The sequence below is a fragment of the Bradyrhizobium tunisiense genome, from assembly GCF_042263385.1.
Lineage (GTDB): Bacteria > Pseudomonadota > Alphaproteobacteria > Rhizobiales > Xanthobacteraceae > Bradyrhizobium > Bradyrhizobium tunisiense.
This window is the reverse complement of the sequence record NZ_JBHLEV010000011.1, coordinates 162058-177943: the sequence shown is the minus strand read 5'-3', so window position 1 is coordinate 177943 and position 15886 is coordinate 162058. Positions and strand designations below refer to the sequence as shown.

Genomic DNA, 15886 nt, shown 5'->3' with positions numbered 1-15886 from the left:
GCCCCGGTCCGTTCGGATCGGGGCCGATTAGCCTGCCTACTGGGCCAGCAAGGCGTTCAGCTTCTCCTGCCCGTACTCTTCATTGGTGGATTTTCCGGCCGGCGAAGCCGCGCCCCAATAATCCGGGCTCCATTCGATCGCCTTCGAGACGTTGTCCGGGTTGTTGGCCCAGTAGCGCGCGAGCTTCTTGTCGGTCGCGGCCTCGAACACGACCTGGGAGGGAAGGGCGACCGGGAAGGTCGAGGTGAGTTGCGCCGCGCGCTTGGGTTCGAGCCGCCAGGACAACAGCTTCAGCGCGTTATCATAGTTCGGCGCTCCCTTTGGGATCGAGAAGAAGTCGTAGTAGATGAAGCCCTGATTGAAGGTCAGCTCGATCGGGGCGCCCTCCAGGGCGAGCTTGCTCATCGAGCCGGTGTAGGCCATGCACATGTCGGCCTCGCCATCGAGCAGGAGCTGCGGCGGCTGAGCGGACGTCGTCCACCATTTGGCGATGTGCGGCTTGATTTCCTTGACCTTCTTCAACGCCCGCTCCATGTCTATCGGATAGAGCTTGCTCTTCTCCACGCCGTCGGCCATCAGCGCCGCCTCGAATACGAAACGCGGCCAGGCGGGCATGCAGCGCCGGCCGGGAAACTTCTTCACATCCCAGAAGTCGGCCCAGCTGGTCGGTACGTTCTCGCCCTTGTACTTGTCCTTGTTGTAGACGAGGCCGACGCCAATCACCTGCAAGGCCACGCCCTTCTTGCGCTTCAAATTGTCCGGCATTGCCGCCAGCGTCTGCTTCGCCGCGTCGGACAGCTTGGAATAGTCGATGTCGGCCAGACAGCAATCGCCGAGCAGCTTGGTCTCCTGGTCGAAGATGAACGTCAGGTCCCATTGCGCCTTGCCGGCTTCGGCCTGGGCCTTGATGCGTGGGCCGCTGCGGGCCTCCTGGACGGTGACCACCTTGATGCCGGTCTCCTTCTCGAAGGGGTCGTACATGACTTTGCGCAATGCATCGCCATAACCGCCGCCCGGGTCCTGCATGATCACGACGTTGCTCTGCGCTTGAGCCAGACCTGTCCCCATCGCGGCGAGCAGGGCCGAGGCCAGCACGGAAGCCGATAGTCGAAAGCGTTTCATTCCCAGCATTTTCTCTTCCTCCAGTTGAAACTTGATCTGTGTCACGTTGCCTTCCGCGACGTGGCGAGAACCGGTCGTGCAAGAGCTAGCCCGGCGACCACCAGCAGCACCTCCAGCGTCGAGACCACGGCCAGCACCGGATTGAGCCGATAATTGACGTCACCCCACAGCATGAGTGGGAGCGTCTTGAGCTCCGCGCTCGACAGGAATAGCGTCAGCACCAACTCGTCGAACGAATGCAGGAAGGCGAAGAATGTCGCCGCAGCCAGGCCCGGCATGATGGCCGGCAGAGTCACCAGGCGGAACACCGTCAGGGACGACGCGCCATGGACGGAAGCCGCCTGTTCGAGCCTGCTATCGACGCCTTGAAGCGATGCGGACAGGATCACCACGACGAGGGGAAGGCCGCCGATCGCATGTGCCGCGGCAAGGCCGAAGACGGAGCCGACCAGGTCGAAACGCAGGAACAGACTATAGAGCGACAGGCCGAGCACGACCGGAGGCACGATGATCGGACTAACGAGCAGCAGCATGATGGTGGACTTGCCGCGAATGCTGCTCCTGACGATGCCGAGTGCGGCCGACGCGCCCAGCACGATCGCGATTCCCGCCGACATCGCCGCGACCACCAAGGACGTCCAGAATGCCCGCATCCAGTTCGAATCGGAAAAGAACTGCTCGTACCAGCGCAGAGAGAAGCCCGGCGGCGGAAAGGTCAGATAGCTTGCGCTGCTGAAGGAAATGATCATCACCACGATGATCGGCAGGATGAGAATGGCAAGGACCAGTCCGCCCATGAGGCGGACAGTCCAGGTCCCGAAGCTCGCCGGCAACCGCCCGAACAGCCTCAGAAGCGGCCAACCGATCACGTCGGCAGCTGAGGCGCCGAGACTGCGGCGGCTGGCATCGATAGCGTGGCGGTCTGTCGTCCTCGGTGTGGCCTCCGTCAGCTTGCGGCCGCCCCAGATGAACTCGAATCCGAGGAAGCGTCCGGCCACCGCGACCACGGCCAAAGTGATCGTCAGCAGCACCACACCCAACGCCTGCAGGAATCCCTCCGAGGTGACCGAGTCCGCCTGCTGGGTGATATGCATGGCAAACATCTGGTCGCCGGGACCACCGAGCAGGGTCGGCGTAATGAAGAATCCGATGGCGGCGACGAAGACGAGCAGGAAGCCGGCACCCATGCCGGGCAAGGTCAGGGGCAACATCACGCGCCAGAAAGCCGCAATGGGCCCGGCGCCGCTGGCCAGTGCCGCGCGCGTCAGGCTTTGATCGAGCCGCGCCACGCTGGAATAAATCGTCAGCACCATCAACGGCAGAAGCACCGCCGTCATGCCGAGAAGCACCGTGCCGCGATTGAACAGAAGCTGCACGGGCTCGCTCAATATGCCGATCGACACCAGCATCTTGTTGACCGGCCCGTTGCGGCCGAGCAGGACCATCCAGGCGTAGGTCCGGATCAGGATGGCGATGAAATAGGGCAGCACGATCGCGGTCGCGATCATGACCTGGGCTATGCCGCGACTGCGGTGAATGAGCAGCGCCGTCGGGTATCCGAACAGCAGGCACAGGCACGCAACGGTGACTGAGATCTGCATCGTGCGGACGAGCGAATCCCAATAGAGTGGTATCGCGAACACCCGCTCGAAGTAGGACGTCCAAGACGGCCCGCTCACGCTGATACGCATGAGATCGATCAGCGGCAGCAAGTAGATGAAGGCCAGGAAGGCGAGCGCAGGCAGGAGCAGCAGCGCCGGATCCTTCAACTTCCTCACGAGATCGAGATTCGCGGGACGGTCTGCCTGGAGGCCGATCGATGCCGAGGTCATGCAAGCACCCAGCAGTCCGCGGCGCCCCAGCTCACGTGCAGACGATCCCCGACGTTCGGCAATGGCCGGTCGGCCATGTCGGTGCACCGGATCAGGAGCGGATCTCCACCCTCCATTTGCGCCTCGATCCGCAGGATCTCGCCGAGGAAGATCGCAGACGTGACGCTGACGGGCGTTGAGTTGGCACTCGGCTCGTTCGACACGGCGATGCGTTCCGGACGCACGAGCACCGTTGCGCGCCCGACGTCGATCGTGTCCCGGCTTTCGGCGCTGAACACGTATCCTGCGCGGTTCTTCATCGTCAGCGTCGAGCCGCGCTTCTGCAGAATCTCGGCCTCGATCAGATTGCTCTCGCCGACGAACGAGGCGACGAAACGATCGGTCGGATGCCGGTAGATGTCCACCGGGCGGCCGATTTGAACGATCTTGCCGGCGTTGAGTACCGCGATGCGGTCGCTCATCGTCAGGGCTTCGCCCTGGTCATGGGTGACGAACAGGATCGTGCTGCCGATGGTCCGGTGAAGGTCGCGGATCTCGATCTGGATCTGCTCGCGCAACCGCCGATCCAGGGCGCTGAGGGGCTCGTCCATCAGCACGACCTTGGGCCTCTTGACGATCGCGCGGGCGATTGCGACGCGCTGCTGCTGCCCGCCGGACATTTGCGAAGGAGACTTCGTCGCATGCTCCGTCAGCCGCATGATCTCCAGCGTTTCGGCGACGCGTCGCTCCGCAGTCGCCCGATCGACACCGGCCATGCGAAGCGGAAACGCGACGTTCTGGCTGACCGTCATGTTCGGAAACAGCGCGTAGCTCTGGAACACCATGCCGAAGCCGCGTTTGTGCGTCGGAACGTTGTGGACAGGCTTGCCGTCGACGAGGATCTCGCCGCTGTCGAGGCTCTGGAAGCCCGCCACGAGGTTCAGCAGCGTCGTCTTTCCGCTGCCGGAAGGGCCAAGAAGCGTGATGAATTCGCCCGGCTCGATGTTGATGCTGATGCGGTCGACCGCGTGGAAGCTGCCGTATCTTTTCACCGCCTCGCGAACGGCGATGCTCGATCCGATGGCGTCGCGTTCCCGGCGGCGGCCGGTCGGCGACGTCCCAACGTTCGCATCGCCGGAGCGCAGTGCGCGCAGAGCCGCGGGCTCACCCATTCTCTCCTCCCAGATTGTTCTATATTGTAGAACACTATTCCAATTATTGTTGGCGCAGCGCGCCGTCTTGTCAAGTCGAGCCGACCGCTCGTGGGACAATGGCGCCCCGATGCGGCCCATGCGGAGGTGAGATCCCCTTTAGCCAAAGGCTTCGCCGACCAAGTCAGATTGACAGTGTCGTCCGGATCCGCCTAACATAAACGTGGAATGGCGTTCTACAATATAGAACAAGACGGGAGGATGATGGTGTTGAGCGAGCCTCGCGCAATGGCGAAGCACATCGAGCCGGGCATGCGCGTAGCGCTCCCGGTCGACTACGCCGGCGTCTCCATGGCGATGACGCGGCCCATCATCGAGCATGGTGCGGGCAATCTCGATCTCGTCTGCGTGCCAACCGGCGGATTGCAGGTGGACCAGCTTGTCGGCGCCGGTCTTGTCCGGATCGTGGAAACCAGCGCCGTGTCGCTGGGTGAAGCCGGTGCAGCGCCCCGGTTCAACGCTGCGGTCAAGGAGGGTGCCGTTCGACTGAAGGACGCAACGTGTCCTGCCATCCATGCCGGCCTGATGGCGGCGCAGAAGGGCAGTCCCTTCATGCCGCTCCGGGGTCTGATCGGAACGGATCTGCTCCGACATCGCGACGATTGGCGCGTCGTCGACAATCCGCTGGCGGATGGAGGCGATCCGATCGTGCTGATTCCCGCCATCAAGCCGGACGTCACGATCTTCCACGTGCCCTTGGCTGATCGCTTCGGCAATGTCTGGATCGGTCGTCGACGCGAACTCGCCGCAATGGCCTACGCTTCTCGCACCGTTCTGGTCACGGTGGAGCGAATCGTCGAGCAAAATCTGCTTGCCGACGAGATGAGCGCTGCCGGCGTGCTGCCGGCACTCTACGTCACGGCAGTCGCGCGCGCTCCGAAGGGGGCGTGGCCCTACGGTCTGTGGGGTGAATATCCGACCGACAGCGCGGAGATCGCGCGCTATGCCAAGGCCGCGCGAACGGCGGACGGCTTCTCTGCCTATATGGCGCGGGCGCAGATGGAGCCCGCGTGATGGCCGAAGTCCTCCCCCGCGAAGTGCTGATTTGCACGATCGCGCGGCTGCTCGACGGGGTCAGGCACGTCGCCGTAGGCGCCTCCTCTCCGATTCCTGCCGCCGGCGCGATGCTGCTGCGTGCCATGAAGGAAGCGGGCGGCGCTGTCGGTCCACGCATCTCCATTCTCGGCTCTGTCGAGCATAATTTCTTCACCAACGGTTCGGCGGAGCTGTTCGATTGTGCCGGTCAGGGCCGGATTGATGCGTTCTTCCTCGGTGGCGGACAGATCGACGGCTTCGGCAACGTGAACCTCGTCGGCACCGGTGATTATCCGCGCTCGAGCGTGCGCTGGCCCGGCTCGTTCGGGTCGGCCTATCTCTACTTCGTCGTGCCGCGGGTCATTCTCTTCCGCGAGGAGCATACGCCCCGTGTCTTCGTCAAGCACGTGGACTTCATCAGCGCGCCGGGCGTCAGTCCCGAGGGGGTCTTCCGGAGCGGCGGCCCCATTGCCCTCCTGACCGGCAAGGGACTCTTCCGCTTCGACAAGACGCGGCCGGGGTTCGACCTGGAGAGCGTCCATCCCGGGCACGATCTCGCGGAGATCAAGCAAGCGACAGGATTCCGGTTTGGCCATGATGCCGAGCCGCGGCAGACCCCGCTGCCCGATCGATCGACGCTCGACCTGCTCCGCGGCCGTGTGTTTGGCGAACTCGCCGAGACCTATCCCGAATTCGCCGCGCAGATGCGGCGCGATCTCGTGGCGGTCGACGCATGAGCAGGATCAAGCGGATTCCGCATTGCAGCCATTGGGGTGCGTACACGATCCTCGTCGAGGACGATCGCATCGTCGGTGTCGAGCCGTTCGAGCACGATCCGGCGCCTTCCCCGATCATCCATTCCATTGCAGAATGGGCCAATCCCGAGCGGCGCGTGCTGCGCCCGATGGTTCGCTCGGGCTGGCTCGACAAGCGCGAAAAGAGCGATCGCCGCGGACGCGGCCGGGAGAAATTCGTCGCGGTCAGCTGGGACGAGGCGACGACGCTGGTCGCCGACGAAGTGCGCCGCGTGGCCGGTACGTTCGGCAACGCGTCGATCTTCGCGGGTTCCTATGGTTGGACCAATTCCGGCCGCCTGCATCATGCTTCCTCGCTTCTGAAGCGCATGCTCAATCTGGTGGGCGGCTTCACCAGGCACGTCGATACCTATTCGATCGCGGCAGGTCCCGTGATCCTGCGCCACACGCTCGGCAGCGACGACGCATGCGGCGGCCACGCCAATACGCTCGACACGATCGCGCAGCACACCGAGACGCTGGTGGTGTTCGGTGCTCTCTCGCCGCGAACCGCGCAAAACGAGGCCGGAGGAATTGGCAGCCATCGCCTCGAGACTTATCTCAGGACGATCGTCGGACGCGGCGTCAAGGTCATCCACGTCTCGCCGCTGAAGGACGACCTGCCGGAGTGGGTCGATGCCGAATGGTGGCCGATCCGGCCGAACACGGATGCTGCGCTGATGCTCGGGCTTGCCGGCGAGATCGTGAAGGCGGGCCGGCACGATGCGGATTTCCTCGCGCGCTGCACCAGCGGCGCGGATCGTCTGCTTGGCTATCTGGAAGGCAAGCCGGATGGCGTGCGCAAGGAGGCTGCGTGGGCGGCGAACATCTGCGGCCTCGATGCGGACAGGATCGCGGCGCTGGCTAGCCGCCTGGTCGACACGCGGAGCATGCTGACGGTGAGCTGGAGCCTGCAGCGTGCACATCACGGCGAACAGCCGTTCTGGGCGGCGCTCGGACTTGCATCGGTTGTCGGCCAGATCGGGTTGCCGGGCGGCGGCGTCGGCTACGGCTACGCCTCCCTGGGCGGCGTCGGGGCACCGCTCAACCTTGGTCGCTCTCCTGCCATTTCACAGCTGACGAGACCGATCGACAGCTTCATTCCGGTGGCGCGGATCAGCGACATGCTGCTCAATCCCGGCAAGCCGTTCAGCTACGAAGGCGAGATCCGCACCTATCCGGATACGAGGCTGGTGTATTGGGCGGGCGGCAATCCCTACCATCATCACCAGGACCTCAATCGCCTGTCGGAAGCCTGGACGAGGCCGGAAACGATCATCGTGCAGGACCCGATGTTCACGGCGACGGCCCAGCGGGCCGACATCGTGCTGCCGGCGACCACATCGATCGAGCGCAACGATCTTGCCGGCAATAGGCGCTCGGATTTCATCCTGGCGATGAAGAAGGCGATCGAGCCGCTGGGCCAATCCCGCTCCGACTTCGAGATCTTCAATGCGATCGCAGGCAGGCTCGGGGTGGCCGATCGGTTCAACGAAGGCCGGGACGAAATGGGCTGGGTCCGCCATCTCTATGAAGCCTGCCGCAGCGACGCCTCGCAGCGCTTCGGCTTCGCGATGCCGGATTTCGATGCGTTCTGGGAGGCCGGCTATGCCCGCTGCCCGGTCAAAGCAGGGCATACGTTCCTGTCCGACTTCCGCAACGAGCCCGAGGCGCATCCACTCAGAACCGAGAGTGGAAAGATCGTCCTCGGCAGCGAGACGTTGGCCAGGCTGGACTATGCCGATTGCCGCCCGCATCCCGCGTGGATCGAGCCGGCTGAATGGCTGGGCAACGCCGCCGAGGCGGGCCAGATGCACCTCATCTCGCACCAGCCGGCCGGCCGTCTTCACAGCCAGCTCGAAACCGGCGCATCGAGCCGGGCCATGAAACGCAATGGCCGTGAACAGGCTCGCCTTCATCCTGACGACGCGGCCGCACTCGGCATCGCCGACGGCCGGACGATCCGCATCTGGAACCGCCGTGGCGAGTGCCTCGCGACGGCAGAGGTCACCGACAAGGTCCGTCAAGGCGTGCTGGTGCTTCCGACCGGCGCCTGGTTCACGCCGACCGGCAATAGCGGTCTGGAGGTCGCGGGCAATCCGAACGTGCTCACGCTCGATATCGGCACATCCCAATTCGGCCAGGGCTGCTCGGCCCATACCTGCCTGGTGCGGGTCGAGCCCTACGCCGCCGATCGGCGCGATGCGTTCGAGGCCTATCAAGAAACGCTCGTCGCGCTTGCGGCAGTCTAACAGGAGCTTGCAACATGTCTGCGCCCGCCATCAGTCGCTTTCCCGTTCCCGACATCGCGACGCTGCCGGAGGATATCCGTTCGCGGATCGAGGCGGTTCAGGAGAAGTCCGGCTTCGTCCCCAACGTCTTTCTGACGCTCGCGCATCGTCCTGACGAGTTCCGGGCCTTCTTCGCCTATCACGACGCTCTGATGGACAAGCCCGGGCCGATCACCAAGGCCGAGCGCGAGATGATCGTGGTCGCGACCAGCAGCGCCAATCAATGCCAGTATTGTGTCGTCGCACACGGCGCCATCCTGCGCGTACGCGCGAAGAATCCGCTGATCGCGGATCAGGTCGCCGCCAATTATCGCAAGGCCGATATCACCGCGCGGCAACGGGCGATGCTCGATTTCGCGATGAAGGTCTCGGCGCGCGCCTATGAGGTGGACGACTCTGACGTCCGGGATCTCAAAGGACACGGATTCACCGAGGAGGACGTCTGGGACATCGCGGCCATCGCTGCCTTCTTCGGCATGTCGAACCGTCTCGCCAACGTCACCAGCATGCGTCCGAACGACGAATTCTTTGCGATGGGCCGCTGAGCGCCGCGAACGAGAACTGCAATGGTATCGCTGGTCATCGACAGGCGCTTCCGGGGCCCGCCCAATTCCGGCAACGGAGGCTATGTGTGCGGATGTCTCGCAAGGCACGTTGCCGGAGACGCCGAAGTGACGTTGCGCGCGCCGCCGCCGCTGGAGCGGCCGCTCGACGTGCGGACGGGAAGCGACGGCGGGATCGAGCTGTATGACAACGGCAGGCTGCTCGCGGCGGCGCATGCCGGGGGCGTCGATGTGACGGATGTTCCCAGGGTGACCTATGCGGCGGCCGAAGAAGCGGTTGGCAGAACACCCTATGACGAGCGGACCCACAACCTTCCGGGATGTTTCGTCTGCGGCCCCGCACGTGGCCATGGCGACGGTCTCCGGATCTTCGCAGGTCCGCTGCAGGCGGGGGCAGTGCCGGGCAAGCCCGTCGTGTTCGCGGCCTCCTGGGTACCTCACGGCAGTCTGTCCGGCGAGGACGGCTATGTCGCGTCCGAATTCGTCTGGGCCGCCCTCGATTGCCCGACCGGCTATTGCAGCGTGGGCGCCCGTCATCTCGGATTGAATGGTGACGAAACGGTCCTGCTCGGACGCATGGCCGCACGGATCAAGCGCCGGCCGCGCCCGGAAGATCGATGTGTGGTGGTGGCGTGGCCGACCGGGCGGGAAGGCCGCAAGCTCTTTGCCGAGAGCGCTTTGCTCGATGCGGAGCAGGAGGTGCTGGCGACCGCGCGAGCCACTTGGCTGTTGGTTGACCGTCAGGTCCAGCTCGGAGCAAGTGCATGAACGAGGGTGGGAGCAGGGTATGACCGGCCGCGAAACAGAGCTCGAGCTTCGTCAGTCCGTCATCGACGCATGTCGTGAGATGGCGGCGCAAGGCATCAACCAGGGAACGTCCGGAAACATCAGCGTCCGAACCGACGACGGCATGCTGTTGACGCCGTCCGGTCTTCCCTACGACCGCATGAAGCCCGAGGACATCGTGGCCATGAAGTGGGACGGTTCTTGGACCGCGTCGGCCGGCAACGTTCCGTCGACGGAATGGCGTTTTCACCTCGACATCCTGAAGTCGAAACCGGAGGTCGGTGCCGTCGTCCACGCACATCCGATCTTCTGCACCATCATCGCGATCATGAACCGCGCGATCCCTCCGATTCACTACATGATCGCCGCTGCTGGCGGAAACGACATTCCCTGCGCGCCCTATGCCCAATACGGCACGGCTGAGCTGTCGCAGGCGGCCCTGGACGCGCTTCGCTATCGACGCGCCTGCCTGCTCGCACATCACGGGCTGATCGCCATCGGTCCTAATTTGCGCAAGGCCTTGTGGCTCGCCGTGGAGGTCGAGGTGCTCGCCAAGCAATATCACGGCTGTCTTCAACTTGGCTCTCCTCCGCTGCTGCCGGACGAGGAGATCGACAGCATCCTGAAGCGATGGGGGCAGTACGGCCTGCGCGATAGCGACGGCGGGCCCAAGATCCCCCAGCGTCCGAGTTAGATCACGTCACAGCACCATCTGCGAGAAAACATGGCTCACTCTCACGACGTCAGCGTCTGCGGTACTTATATTCTGGATATTCTTGGCGTCCCGGTGACGGAGATTCCGCCGGGCGGCGGCCGCTTGCTGATCGAAGAAATTCGGCTCGCGGTCGCGGGCACCGCCGGCGGAACGGTCCTCCCTTGCGCGCGTCTCGGTCTGAAGGCGCTCGCGGTAGGCGCCGTCGGCTCCGACGAGAAGGCCGACTGGATGCTGAACGCGCTGGAGCGTGAAGGCATCGACATCTCTCTCATGGAGCGGATGGCCGGCAGTCCGACCTCGGCCACGATCCTGCCGATCCGGCCCGACGGCTCGCGTCCGGTCATGCACGCAAGGGGCGCTTCCGCCCGCTGGCGCATCGCACCCGAAACGCAAAGCGCCGCTTGCCGGAGCAAGATTCTGCATCTCGGCGGGGTTGGCTCCCTGCTGGCGATGGATGGAGCGCCGTCCGTCGCATTGCTGCGCGAGGCGAAGGCGGCCGGCTGCACGACGACGCTCGACCTGATCCAGGCTCGCGGCGAGACGTTGGCACTGGTCGAACCTCTGATGCCTTATGTCGACTTCTTCATGCCAAGCATTGACGAGACCCATGCGATGGTTGGGACCGCGGATCCGGCCGCATGCGCGCGCTTCTTCATCGAGAAGGGAGCCGGAGCCTGCGCTATCTCCATGGGCGCCGACGGCTCGTTCGTGATGACGCGCGACGGACGTCAGTTCACCGTACCTGCCTTCGAGGTGAAGGTTCGTGATACGTCGGGATGCGGCGATTCCTACACCGGCGGCTTCATCGCGGGTCTCGTGCGCGACTGGGATTTGCTGGACTGCGCCAGGCTTGCGACGGCGACATCCGCAATTGTCGCGACGGGTCTCGGCTCCGGCGCCAACCTCGTGTCATTTGAGGAGACCGCGAAGGCGATGAACTCGCTCCCCGTGCGCAAGCCCGCTCAGGCGTGAGCCAACCACTCATCAATACGTCAATCCGACCAATAGGGGAAAATAACATGGCCCGACATGCAATCGTTACGGGAGCAAGCCGCGGAATTGGCCGAGCAATCGCCATGGGTCTTGCCAGGCGCGGCTATGATCTCGCGCTGACCGACATCGCACCTCAGGAGAAAGTCCTGCTCGAGACCGTCGCCGATATCGCCGCGCTCGGGGGTCGTTGCATCCCGGTGCTTGGCGACGTCAGCGATCTCGGGGATTGTAAGCGGGCCATGGCGGAAGCCGTGCAGGGGCTGGGACACATCGACGTCCTCGTCAACAACGCCGGCATCCTCCGACTGGCGACGATCGACGAGCTGACCACCGAGACATGGGATCAGACATTCGCCGTGAACACGCGGGGCGTCTTCCAGATGACCCAATCCGTGGTGCCGCACATGAAGGAGCGCAAATACGGACGGATCGTCAACATCGCCTCGCTCGCGGCACGAACGGGCGGTCCGGGACAGTCCCACTACGCCGCGTCGAAGTCGGCCGTGGTCGGCTTCACCCGGGTTTCGTCCATGGAGTTCGGAGGCTTCGGCATCACGGTCAATGCCGTATGCCCGGGCATCATCGTGACCGAGATGGGGATGAACAATCTCCGTGATCCCGAGCGCGTCGCCTATTTCGAGAAGGTCACGGACTTGCACCGGCTTGGGCAGCCGGAGGACGTCGTCGGGCCCGTGGCGTTTTTCGCGTCCGATGATTCAGCGTTTGTGACAGGTCAGGCCCTCAACGTGGACGGAGGTATTTTCTACAGCTAACGCGTGCAACCCGGCGTCCCGAGCCGGCAGGCAACTCATAGGCGGATGGTCTCGTCGCCTTCGGTTGTTCAATTCGATCCGCCACCGCTGTGCGGGCGCACCAGATTGTCTGTCCAGGCCGCGGCAATGTGGGACAGGGAGAGAGTTGGCTTTTGGTCGAGGAGGAGTTCGAGCACCCGCGGCGGAGTCAATGGCAGTTCCTGGACAGGCTTTCCGGTTGCGTTGGCGACGGCACATGCGACGGCGGCCGCGACATTCAGGATCGGAACTTCGCCGGCGCCCTTCGTCCCTAGCGGTCCGATCGACGGCGCACCTTCGTACAGGTTGATATCGACCGGCAAGACATCGAGGGCCAGCGGCACGCGGTAGGTCTCGAAGCCATTTTGACAGACGCGGCCATTGCTGCCGATCGTGACTTCCTCGTGCAAGGCGTAACCCAATCCCTGAACCACGCCACCCTGGATCTGGCCATGGATCGCGCGCGGGTTCAGCGCGCGGCCAACGTCCTGGACGACGCGGTAGCTCAACACCTCGACGTGTCCTGTCTCGGTGTCGACGGCGACCTCGCAATCATGGACGGCGAAGACGGGGATGTCGATCGCGTCGATGAAATGGCCGGCGACGCAGCCGGGCATCGAGGGCACGCCAGCTCCCGTGAAGGCCCCGGTGCCGGAGATCGGACCGATCTGCGCCTGGGCACGCGTTGCGACTTCGGAGATCAGGCGGCCGGAGCCGGGCGCTCCGGCGATTTCAATCCGCCCCGATCGCATGACCAGATCCTCAGGCGCGGCCTCGATCATCTCGGAGGCGACCTTCAACAGCTTCGTGCGGACCTCTTGCGCCGCCGACAGACTGGCGGCACCGAGCGAGACAGTGGTTCGGCCGCCTCCGACACCGACATCGTAGCCGGCGGCATCGGTGTCGGCCGCGCGGACGATCACATCGTTGGGGTTGAGGCCGAGCGTGCCGGCCACGATCTGAGGCAGAGCCTGCATCATGGAGCCTGACCCGATCTCGACGCCCGATGTCACCAGCGTTGCCGTCCCGTCGGCATTCATGTTCACGGTCGCGGCGGATGGTCCGACAAAGACGAACCAGGTGCCGACAACCGTCGCGCGTCCATAGAGCCGGCCGTCGGTACGCTTGGGCGGCGTTGCGGCGGCATCGCGCAACGTATCCATCCGGTCAAGCATCGGACCGAGCACGTCGCCTTCGAACACCTGGCCGGTGGCGCCGAGATCGCCGTCGCCGAGCACGTTGCGGCGGCGGAAGGCGAGGGGGTCCATGCCGATTCTGGCCGCGATTTCGTCGGTATGCCGCTCGAGCGCGAAGGTGTTGTAGACGCCGTTGCAGGCGCGGAAAGCGCCGTTCGGGGCGGTGTTGGTATAGACCGCGCGCGAGACCAGCCGGACCGCGCCAAGAGAATAATTTCCGCCGAGCGTGTGAGCGGTCATCGTGGTCAGGAAAACCTGTTCGCCACCATACGCGCCGCAATCCATCAGGACCACGGCCTCGCGTCCGACGATCTCGCCATCGCGCGTCACCGCCGAGCGGATGCGGATGTCGGCGTTTTCGCGAAAGAGGCAGGTGAGCATCTCGTCCTCGCGCGAATTGACCAGCCGGACCGGCCGTCCGCTTGCCCGCGCGAGCAAGGCTGCAAAGGGCTCGATCGCGAGATCGAATTTGAGGCCGAAGCCGCCGCCGACCGGCGGTACGGTGACGCGAACCTGGGAGGCCGGCACGCCCAGCAGGCGTGCGGTTGCGTTGCGGATGGTCCAGGGCACCTGGGTCGACGTCTCGATGTGGAAGCGCCCGTCTTCATAACTTGCGACCACCGCGCGCGGCTCGAAGGCGACATGGTTTTGGCGGCCGACCCGGAACGAGCTTTCGATGATGTAGACATCGGGCCGGGCAAACGCGGCATCGACGTCGCCGCGAACGACGGTCGCCTCCCAGGCGACGTTGCCTCCGCGGGCCCCGCCTTCGAGCAGAACCTCGTAGTTACGCCAGTCGGGGTGCACGAGCGGAGCGTCAGGCGCAAGCGCATCCGCCATGGTGAGAACCACGGGCAGCGGTTCGATCTCGACGTCAATTGCCGCAAGCGCGGCCCGCGCCTGCACCAGCGTGTCCGCCGCGATTGCGGCGATCGGCTCGCCGTCGTAGCGGATCACGTCGCGGGCAAACAGCGGGTGGTCGGCGATGCCGATTCCGATCATGCCGGGCGCATCGGCTGCGGTGACGATGGCGCGCACACCGGGCATGCGGGCAGCCTTGGTGATGTCGAGGCGGGCGATCCGGCCCGACGGCACGCCGGCGCGCAAGATCGCCGCGTGCAACATGCCGGGCAGGTAACGATCGATGGTGTAGCGCGTGCGGCCGCGCAGCTTGTCGGCCGCGTCGCGTCGCGCGAAATTCATGGTTGCGGAAGCGTCGGACATCTTTGCCTCTCCCGTCATGTCGTCGCAAGCGCCAGCAGTGCGGCCTCGATGATGCGTTCGTATCCGGTGCAACGGCAGATGTTGCCCGTCAATGCAACTCGAATGTCGTGGCGCGTTGCCTCGGGGCGGGTCGTCAGGAGATGCGTCAGGCTCACGACCATGCCGGGAAAGCACATGCCGCATTGGACCGCGTCGCAGGCCTCGAGCGCGGCCTGGATCGGGTTCAATCCGCCATTTATGGCAAGGCCTTCGACGGTGCGGATATCGCAGCCCTGGGCGAGCGCGACCGGTATCAGGCACGACGGGGTGGGATCGCCGTCGATCAACACCATGCAGGCGCCGCAAAAGCCCTCGCGACAGACGGGCTTTGCGCCTGTCAGATGGAATTCCTCGCGCAGGACGTCGACGAGAGGCGTGACAGGATCGGCAGTGGAGGTGAGGTGGTCGCCGTTGACGGTCAGGCTATGGCTCATGTTCACCCCCGACGGTTCAAGAGCAAAGCGCGGCGACTGCACGGCGGACGAGGCCGGGCAGGACGCGCGCCCGGTACCAGGCAGGCACGTCGGCACTGTCGCGGCCTGTGAATTCGTCCGTGAGCCCGGCCGCGGCTTCCGCGGCCCTCGCCGCGTTCAACGGACGTCCGACGAGCGCGGCCTCGAGGCGCTCCCATCGGCGCGCGACGGGCTCGACTGAACCGACGGCGACACGTGCCGTCTGAACGCGCTTGGCATCATCGATGCTCACGGCGAGACTGACGATGGCAGTCGGATAGTCCCCGGCCTGCCGCAGCGGCAGGCGGGCGTGAACGGTCTTGCGGCTGCGCCGGGGCACGATGATGCTTTGGAGCAGCCGCCCGGGCGCCAGTGTCGATCTCATCCTCAGGAACTGCTCCAGGCTGGTTCGCTCCGGGCCGCCTCGGCTCGCGATCTCGACGTCGGCGTCGAGGCAGAGAAGCGCGGGCACGCAATCGGCTGCGGCGAACGCCGTCGTTGCGAGATTGCCGCCGATGGTCGCCATCCCGCGGATAGCAGGATTGGCAGAGCGCCCGGCTGCCGCCGTAAGCACGTCAAACTCCGAAACTTCCGCCAGCGCTGCCGCTAGCGCGGCGTGCGTCACCGCCGCACCGATCTCGACCTCGCCGGCATCGATCTTGATCGCGTGGAGCTCTGGTATCTTCCCGATCGCGACGTAACGCGACTTGAGCGGCTCATGCCGGATAGGGGCGCGCATGATCCACGTGCCACCAGCGAAGGGCGCGGCTTCAGCGCCGCCTTCGTCGAGCGCATCGAGCGCCGCCATCAGCGATGGCGCGACATAGAGGGATCCTGAAGCAAGCGTCTCCATGGTGGCGGCA

General features: G+C 64.8%; 14 protein-coding genes. 8 read left to right on the top strand and 6 right to left on the bottom strand.

Annotated features, from left to right (window positions below):
• Positions 1–36: 36 nt before the first annotated feature.
• The 3 genes from ACFDR6_RS33000 to ACFDR6_RS32990 are packed head-to-tail and all read right to left on the bottom strand — an operon-like array spanning position 37 to position 4105.
• Positions 37–1131: an extracellular solute-binding protein gene (locus ACFDR6_RS33000; protein WP_212091769.1), complete on the bottom strand. Its 1095-nt coding sequence runs from the start codon at positions 1129–1131 to the stop codon at positions 37–39.
• A 32-nt stretch (positions 1132–1163) separates the two neighbouring features.
• On the bottom strand, positions 1164–2954 hold the full coding sequence (locus tag ACFDR6_RS32995) for an ABC transporter permease subunit (RefSeq protein WP_375860890.1): 1791 nt from the start codon (positions 2952–2954) through the stop codon (positions 1164–1166).
• Positions 2951–4105: an ABC transporter ATP-binding protein gene (locus ACFDR6_RS32990; protein ID WP_375860889.1), complete on the bottom strand. Its 1155-nt coding sequence runs from the start codon at positions 4103–4105 to the stop codon at positions 2951–2953. The genes ACFDR6_RS32995 and ACFDR6_RS32990 overlap by 4 nt, the downstream gene beginning before the upstream one ends.
• 243 nt (positions 4106–4348) lie before the next feature.
• On the opposite strand from ACFDR6_RS32990, the gene ACFDR6_RS32985 reads away from it, so the two are divergent.
• The 8 genes from ACFDR6_RS32985 to ACFDR6_RS32950 are packed head-to-tail and all read left to right on the top strand — an operon-like array spanning position 4349 to position 12094.
• On the top strand, positions 4349–5158 hold the full coding sequence (locus ACFDR6_RS32985) for a CoA transferase subunit A (protein ID WP_375860974.1): 810 nt from the start codon (positions 4349–4351) through the stop codon (positions 5156–5158).
• A complete protein-coding gene (locus tag ACFDR6_RS32980) occupies positions 5158–5916 on the top strand; it encodes a CoA-transferase (protein ID WP_375860888.1) in 759 nt (252 codons plus the stop codon). Before ACFDR6_RS32985 ends, ACFDR6_RS32980 begins: the two co-directional genes overlap by 1 nt.
• Positions 5913–8225: a molybdopterin-dependent oxidoreductase gene (locus ACFDR6_RS32975; protein ID WP_375860887.1), complete on the top strand. Its 2313-nt coding sequence runs from the start codon at positions 5913–5915 to the stop codon at positions 8223–8225. The genes ACFDR6_RS32980 and ACFDR6_RS32975 overlap by 4 nt, the downstream gene beginning before the upstream one ends.
• Before the next feature lie 14 nt (positions 8226–8239).
• Positions 8240–8809, top strand: coding sequence for a peroxidase-related enzyme (locus ACFDR6_RS32970; RefSeq protein WP_212091779.1), 570 nt, complete (start codon positions 8240–8242; stop codon positions 8807–8809).
• Positions 8810–8830: 21 nt separating this feature from the next.
• Positions 8831–9595, top strand: a complete 765-nt coding sequence (locus ACFDR6_RS32965; protein ID WP_375860886.1) for a hotdog family protein — start codon at positions 8831–8833, stop codon at positions 9593–9595.
• Between the two features lie 19 nt (positions 9596–9614).
• A complete protein-coding gene (locus ACFDR6_RS32960; protein WP_375860885.1) occupies positions 9615–10307 on the top strand; it encodes an L-fuculose-phosphate aldolase in 693 nt (230 codons plus the stop codon).
• Positions 10308–10337: 30 nt separating this feature from the next.
• Entirely contained in the window at positions 10338–11300 is a 963-nt protein-coding gene (locus ACFDR6_RS32955) for a carbohydrate kinase family protein (RefSeq protein WP_375860884.1), read from the top strand.
• Positions 11301–11347: 47 nt separating this feature from the next.
• Entirely contained in the window at positions 11348–12094 is a 747-nt protein-coding gene (locus tag ACFDR6_RS32950; protein ID WP_212091787.1) for an SDR family NAD(P)-dependent oxidoreductase, read from the top strand.
• Positions 12095–12162: 68 nt separating this feature from the next.
• Here the strand turns inward: ACFDR6_RS32950 and ACFDR6_RS32945 are convergent, their stop codons facing one another.
• The 3 genes from ACFDR6_RS32945 to ACFDR6_RS32935 are packed head-to-tail and all read right to left on the bottom strand — an operon-like array spanning position 12163 to position 15876.
• Entirely contained in the window at positions 12163–14532 is a 2370-nt protein-coding gene (locus ACFDR6_RS32945; protein ID WP_375860883.1) for a xanthine dehydrogenase family protein molybdopterin-binding subunit, read from the bottom strand.
• A gap of 14 nt (positions 14533–14546) precedes the next feature.
• Entirely contained in the window at positions 14547–15005 is a 459-nt protein-coding gene (locus ACFDR6_RS32940) for a (2Fe-2S)-binding protein (RefSeq protein WP_375860882.1), read from the bottom strand.
• A 16-nt stretch (positions 15006–15021) separates the two neighbouring features.
• Positions 15022–15876: an FAD binding domain-containing protein gene (locus tag ACFDR6_RS32935; protein WP_375860881.1), complete on the bottom strand. Its 855-nt coding sequence runs from the start codon at positions 15874–15876 to the stop codon at positions 15022–15024.
• Positions 15877–15886 lie beyond the last annotated feature (10 nt).

What these genes read in the sequence shown, in the direction of transcription:
- ACFDR6_RS32950 (WP_212091787.1), top strand. Translation starts at nt 11,348, where the DNA reads ATGGCCCGACATGCAATCGTTACGGGAGCAAGCCGCGGAATTGGCCGA.
- ACFDR6_RS32955 (WP_375860884.1), top strand. Translation starts at nt 10,338, where the DNA reads ATGGCTCACTCTCACGACGTCAGCGTCTGCGGTACTTATATTCTGGAT.
- ACFDR6_RS32990 (WP_375860889.1), bottom strand. Translation starts at nt 4,105, where the DNA reads ATGGGTGAGCCCGCGGCTCTGCGCGCACTGCGCTCCGGCGATGCGAAC.
- ACFDR6_RS32945 (WP_375860883.1), bottom strand. Translation starts at nt 14,532, where the DNA reads ATGTCCGACGCTTCCGCAACCATGAATTTCGCGCGACGCGACGCGGCC.
- ACFDR6_RS32995 (WP_375860890.1), bottom strand. Translation starts at nt 2,954, where the DNA reads ATGACCTCGGCATCGATCGGCCTCCAGGCAGACCGTCCCGCGAATCTC.
- ACFDR6_RS32985 (WP_375860974.1), top strand. Translation starts at nt 4,349, where the DNA reads ATGGTGTTGAGCGAGCCTCGCGCAATGGCGAAGCACATCGAGCCGGGC.
- ACFDR6_RS32940 (WP_375860882.1), bottom strand. Translation starts at nt 15,005, where the DNA reads ATGAGCCATAGCCTGACCGTCAACGGCGACCACCTCACCTCCACTGCC.
- ACFDR6_RS32970 (WP_212091779.1), top strand. Translation starts at nt 8,240, where the DNA reads ATGTCTGCGCCCGCCATCAGTCGCTTTCCCGTTCCCGACATCGCGACG.
- ACFDR6_RS32965 (WP_375860886.1), top strand. Translation starts at nt 8,831, where the DNA reads ATGGTATCGCTGGTCATCGACAGGCGCTTCCGGGGCCCGCCCAATTCC.
- ACFDR6_RS32980 (WP_375860888.1), top strand. Translation starts at nt 5,158, where the DNA reads ATGGCCGAAGTCCTCCCCCGCGAAGTGCTGATTTGCACGATCGCGCGG.
- ACFDR6_RS32935 (WP_375860881.1), bottom strand. Translation starts at nt 15,876, where the DNA reads ATGGAGACGCTTGCTTCAGGATCCCTCTATGTCGCGCCATCGCTGATG.
- ACFDR6_RS32960 (WP_375860885.1), top strand. Translation starts at nt 9,615, where the DNA reads ATGACCGGCCGCGAAACAGAGCTCGAGCTTCGTCAGTCCGTCATCGAC.
- ACFDR6_RS33000 (WP_212091769.1), bottom strand. Translation starts at nt 1,131, where the DNA reads ATGCTGGGAATGAAACGCTTTCGACTATCGGCTTCCGTGCTGGCCTCG.
- ACFDR6_RS32975 (WP_375860887.1), top strand. Translation starts at nt 5,913, where the DNA reads ATGAGCAGGATCAAGCGGATTCCGCATTGCAGCCATTGGGGTGCGTAC.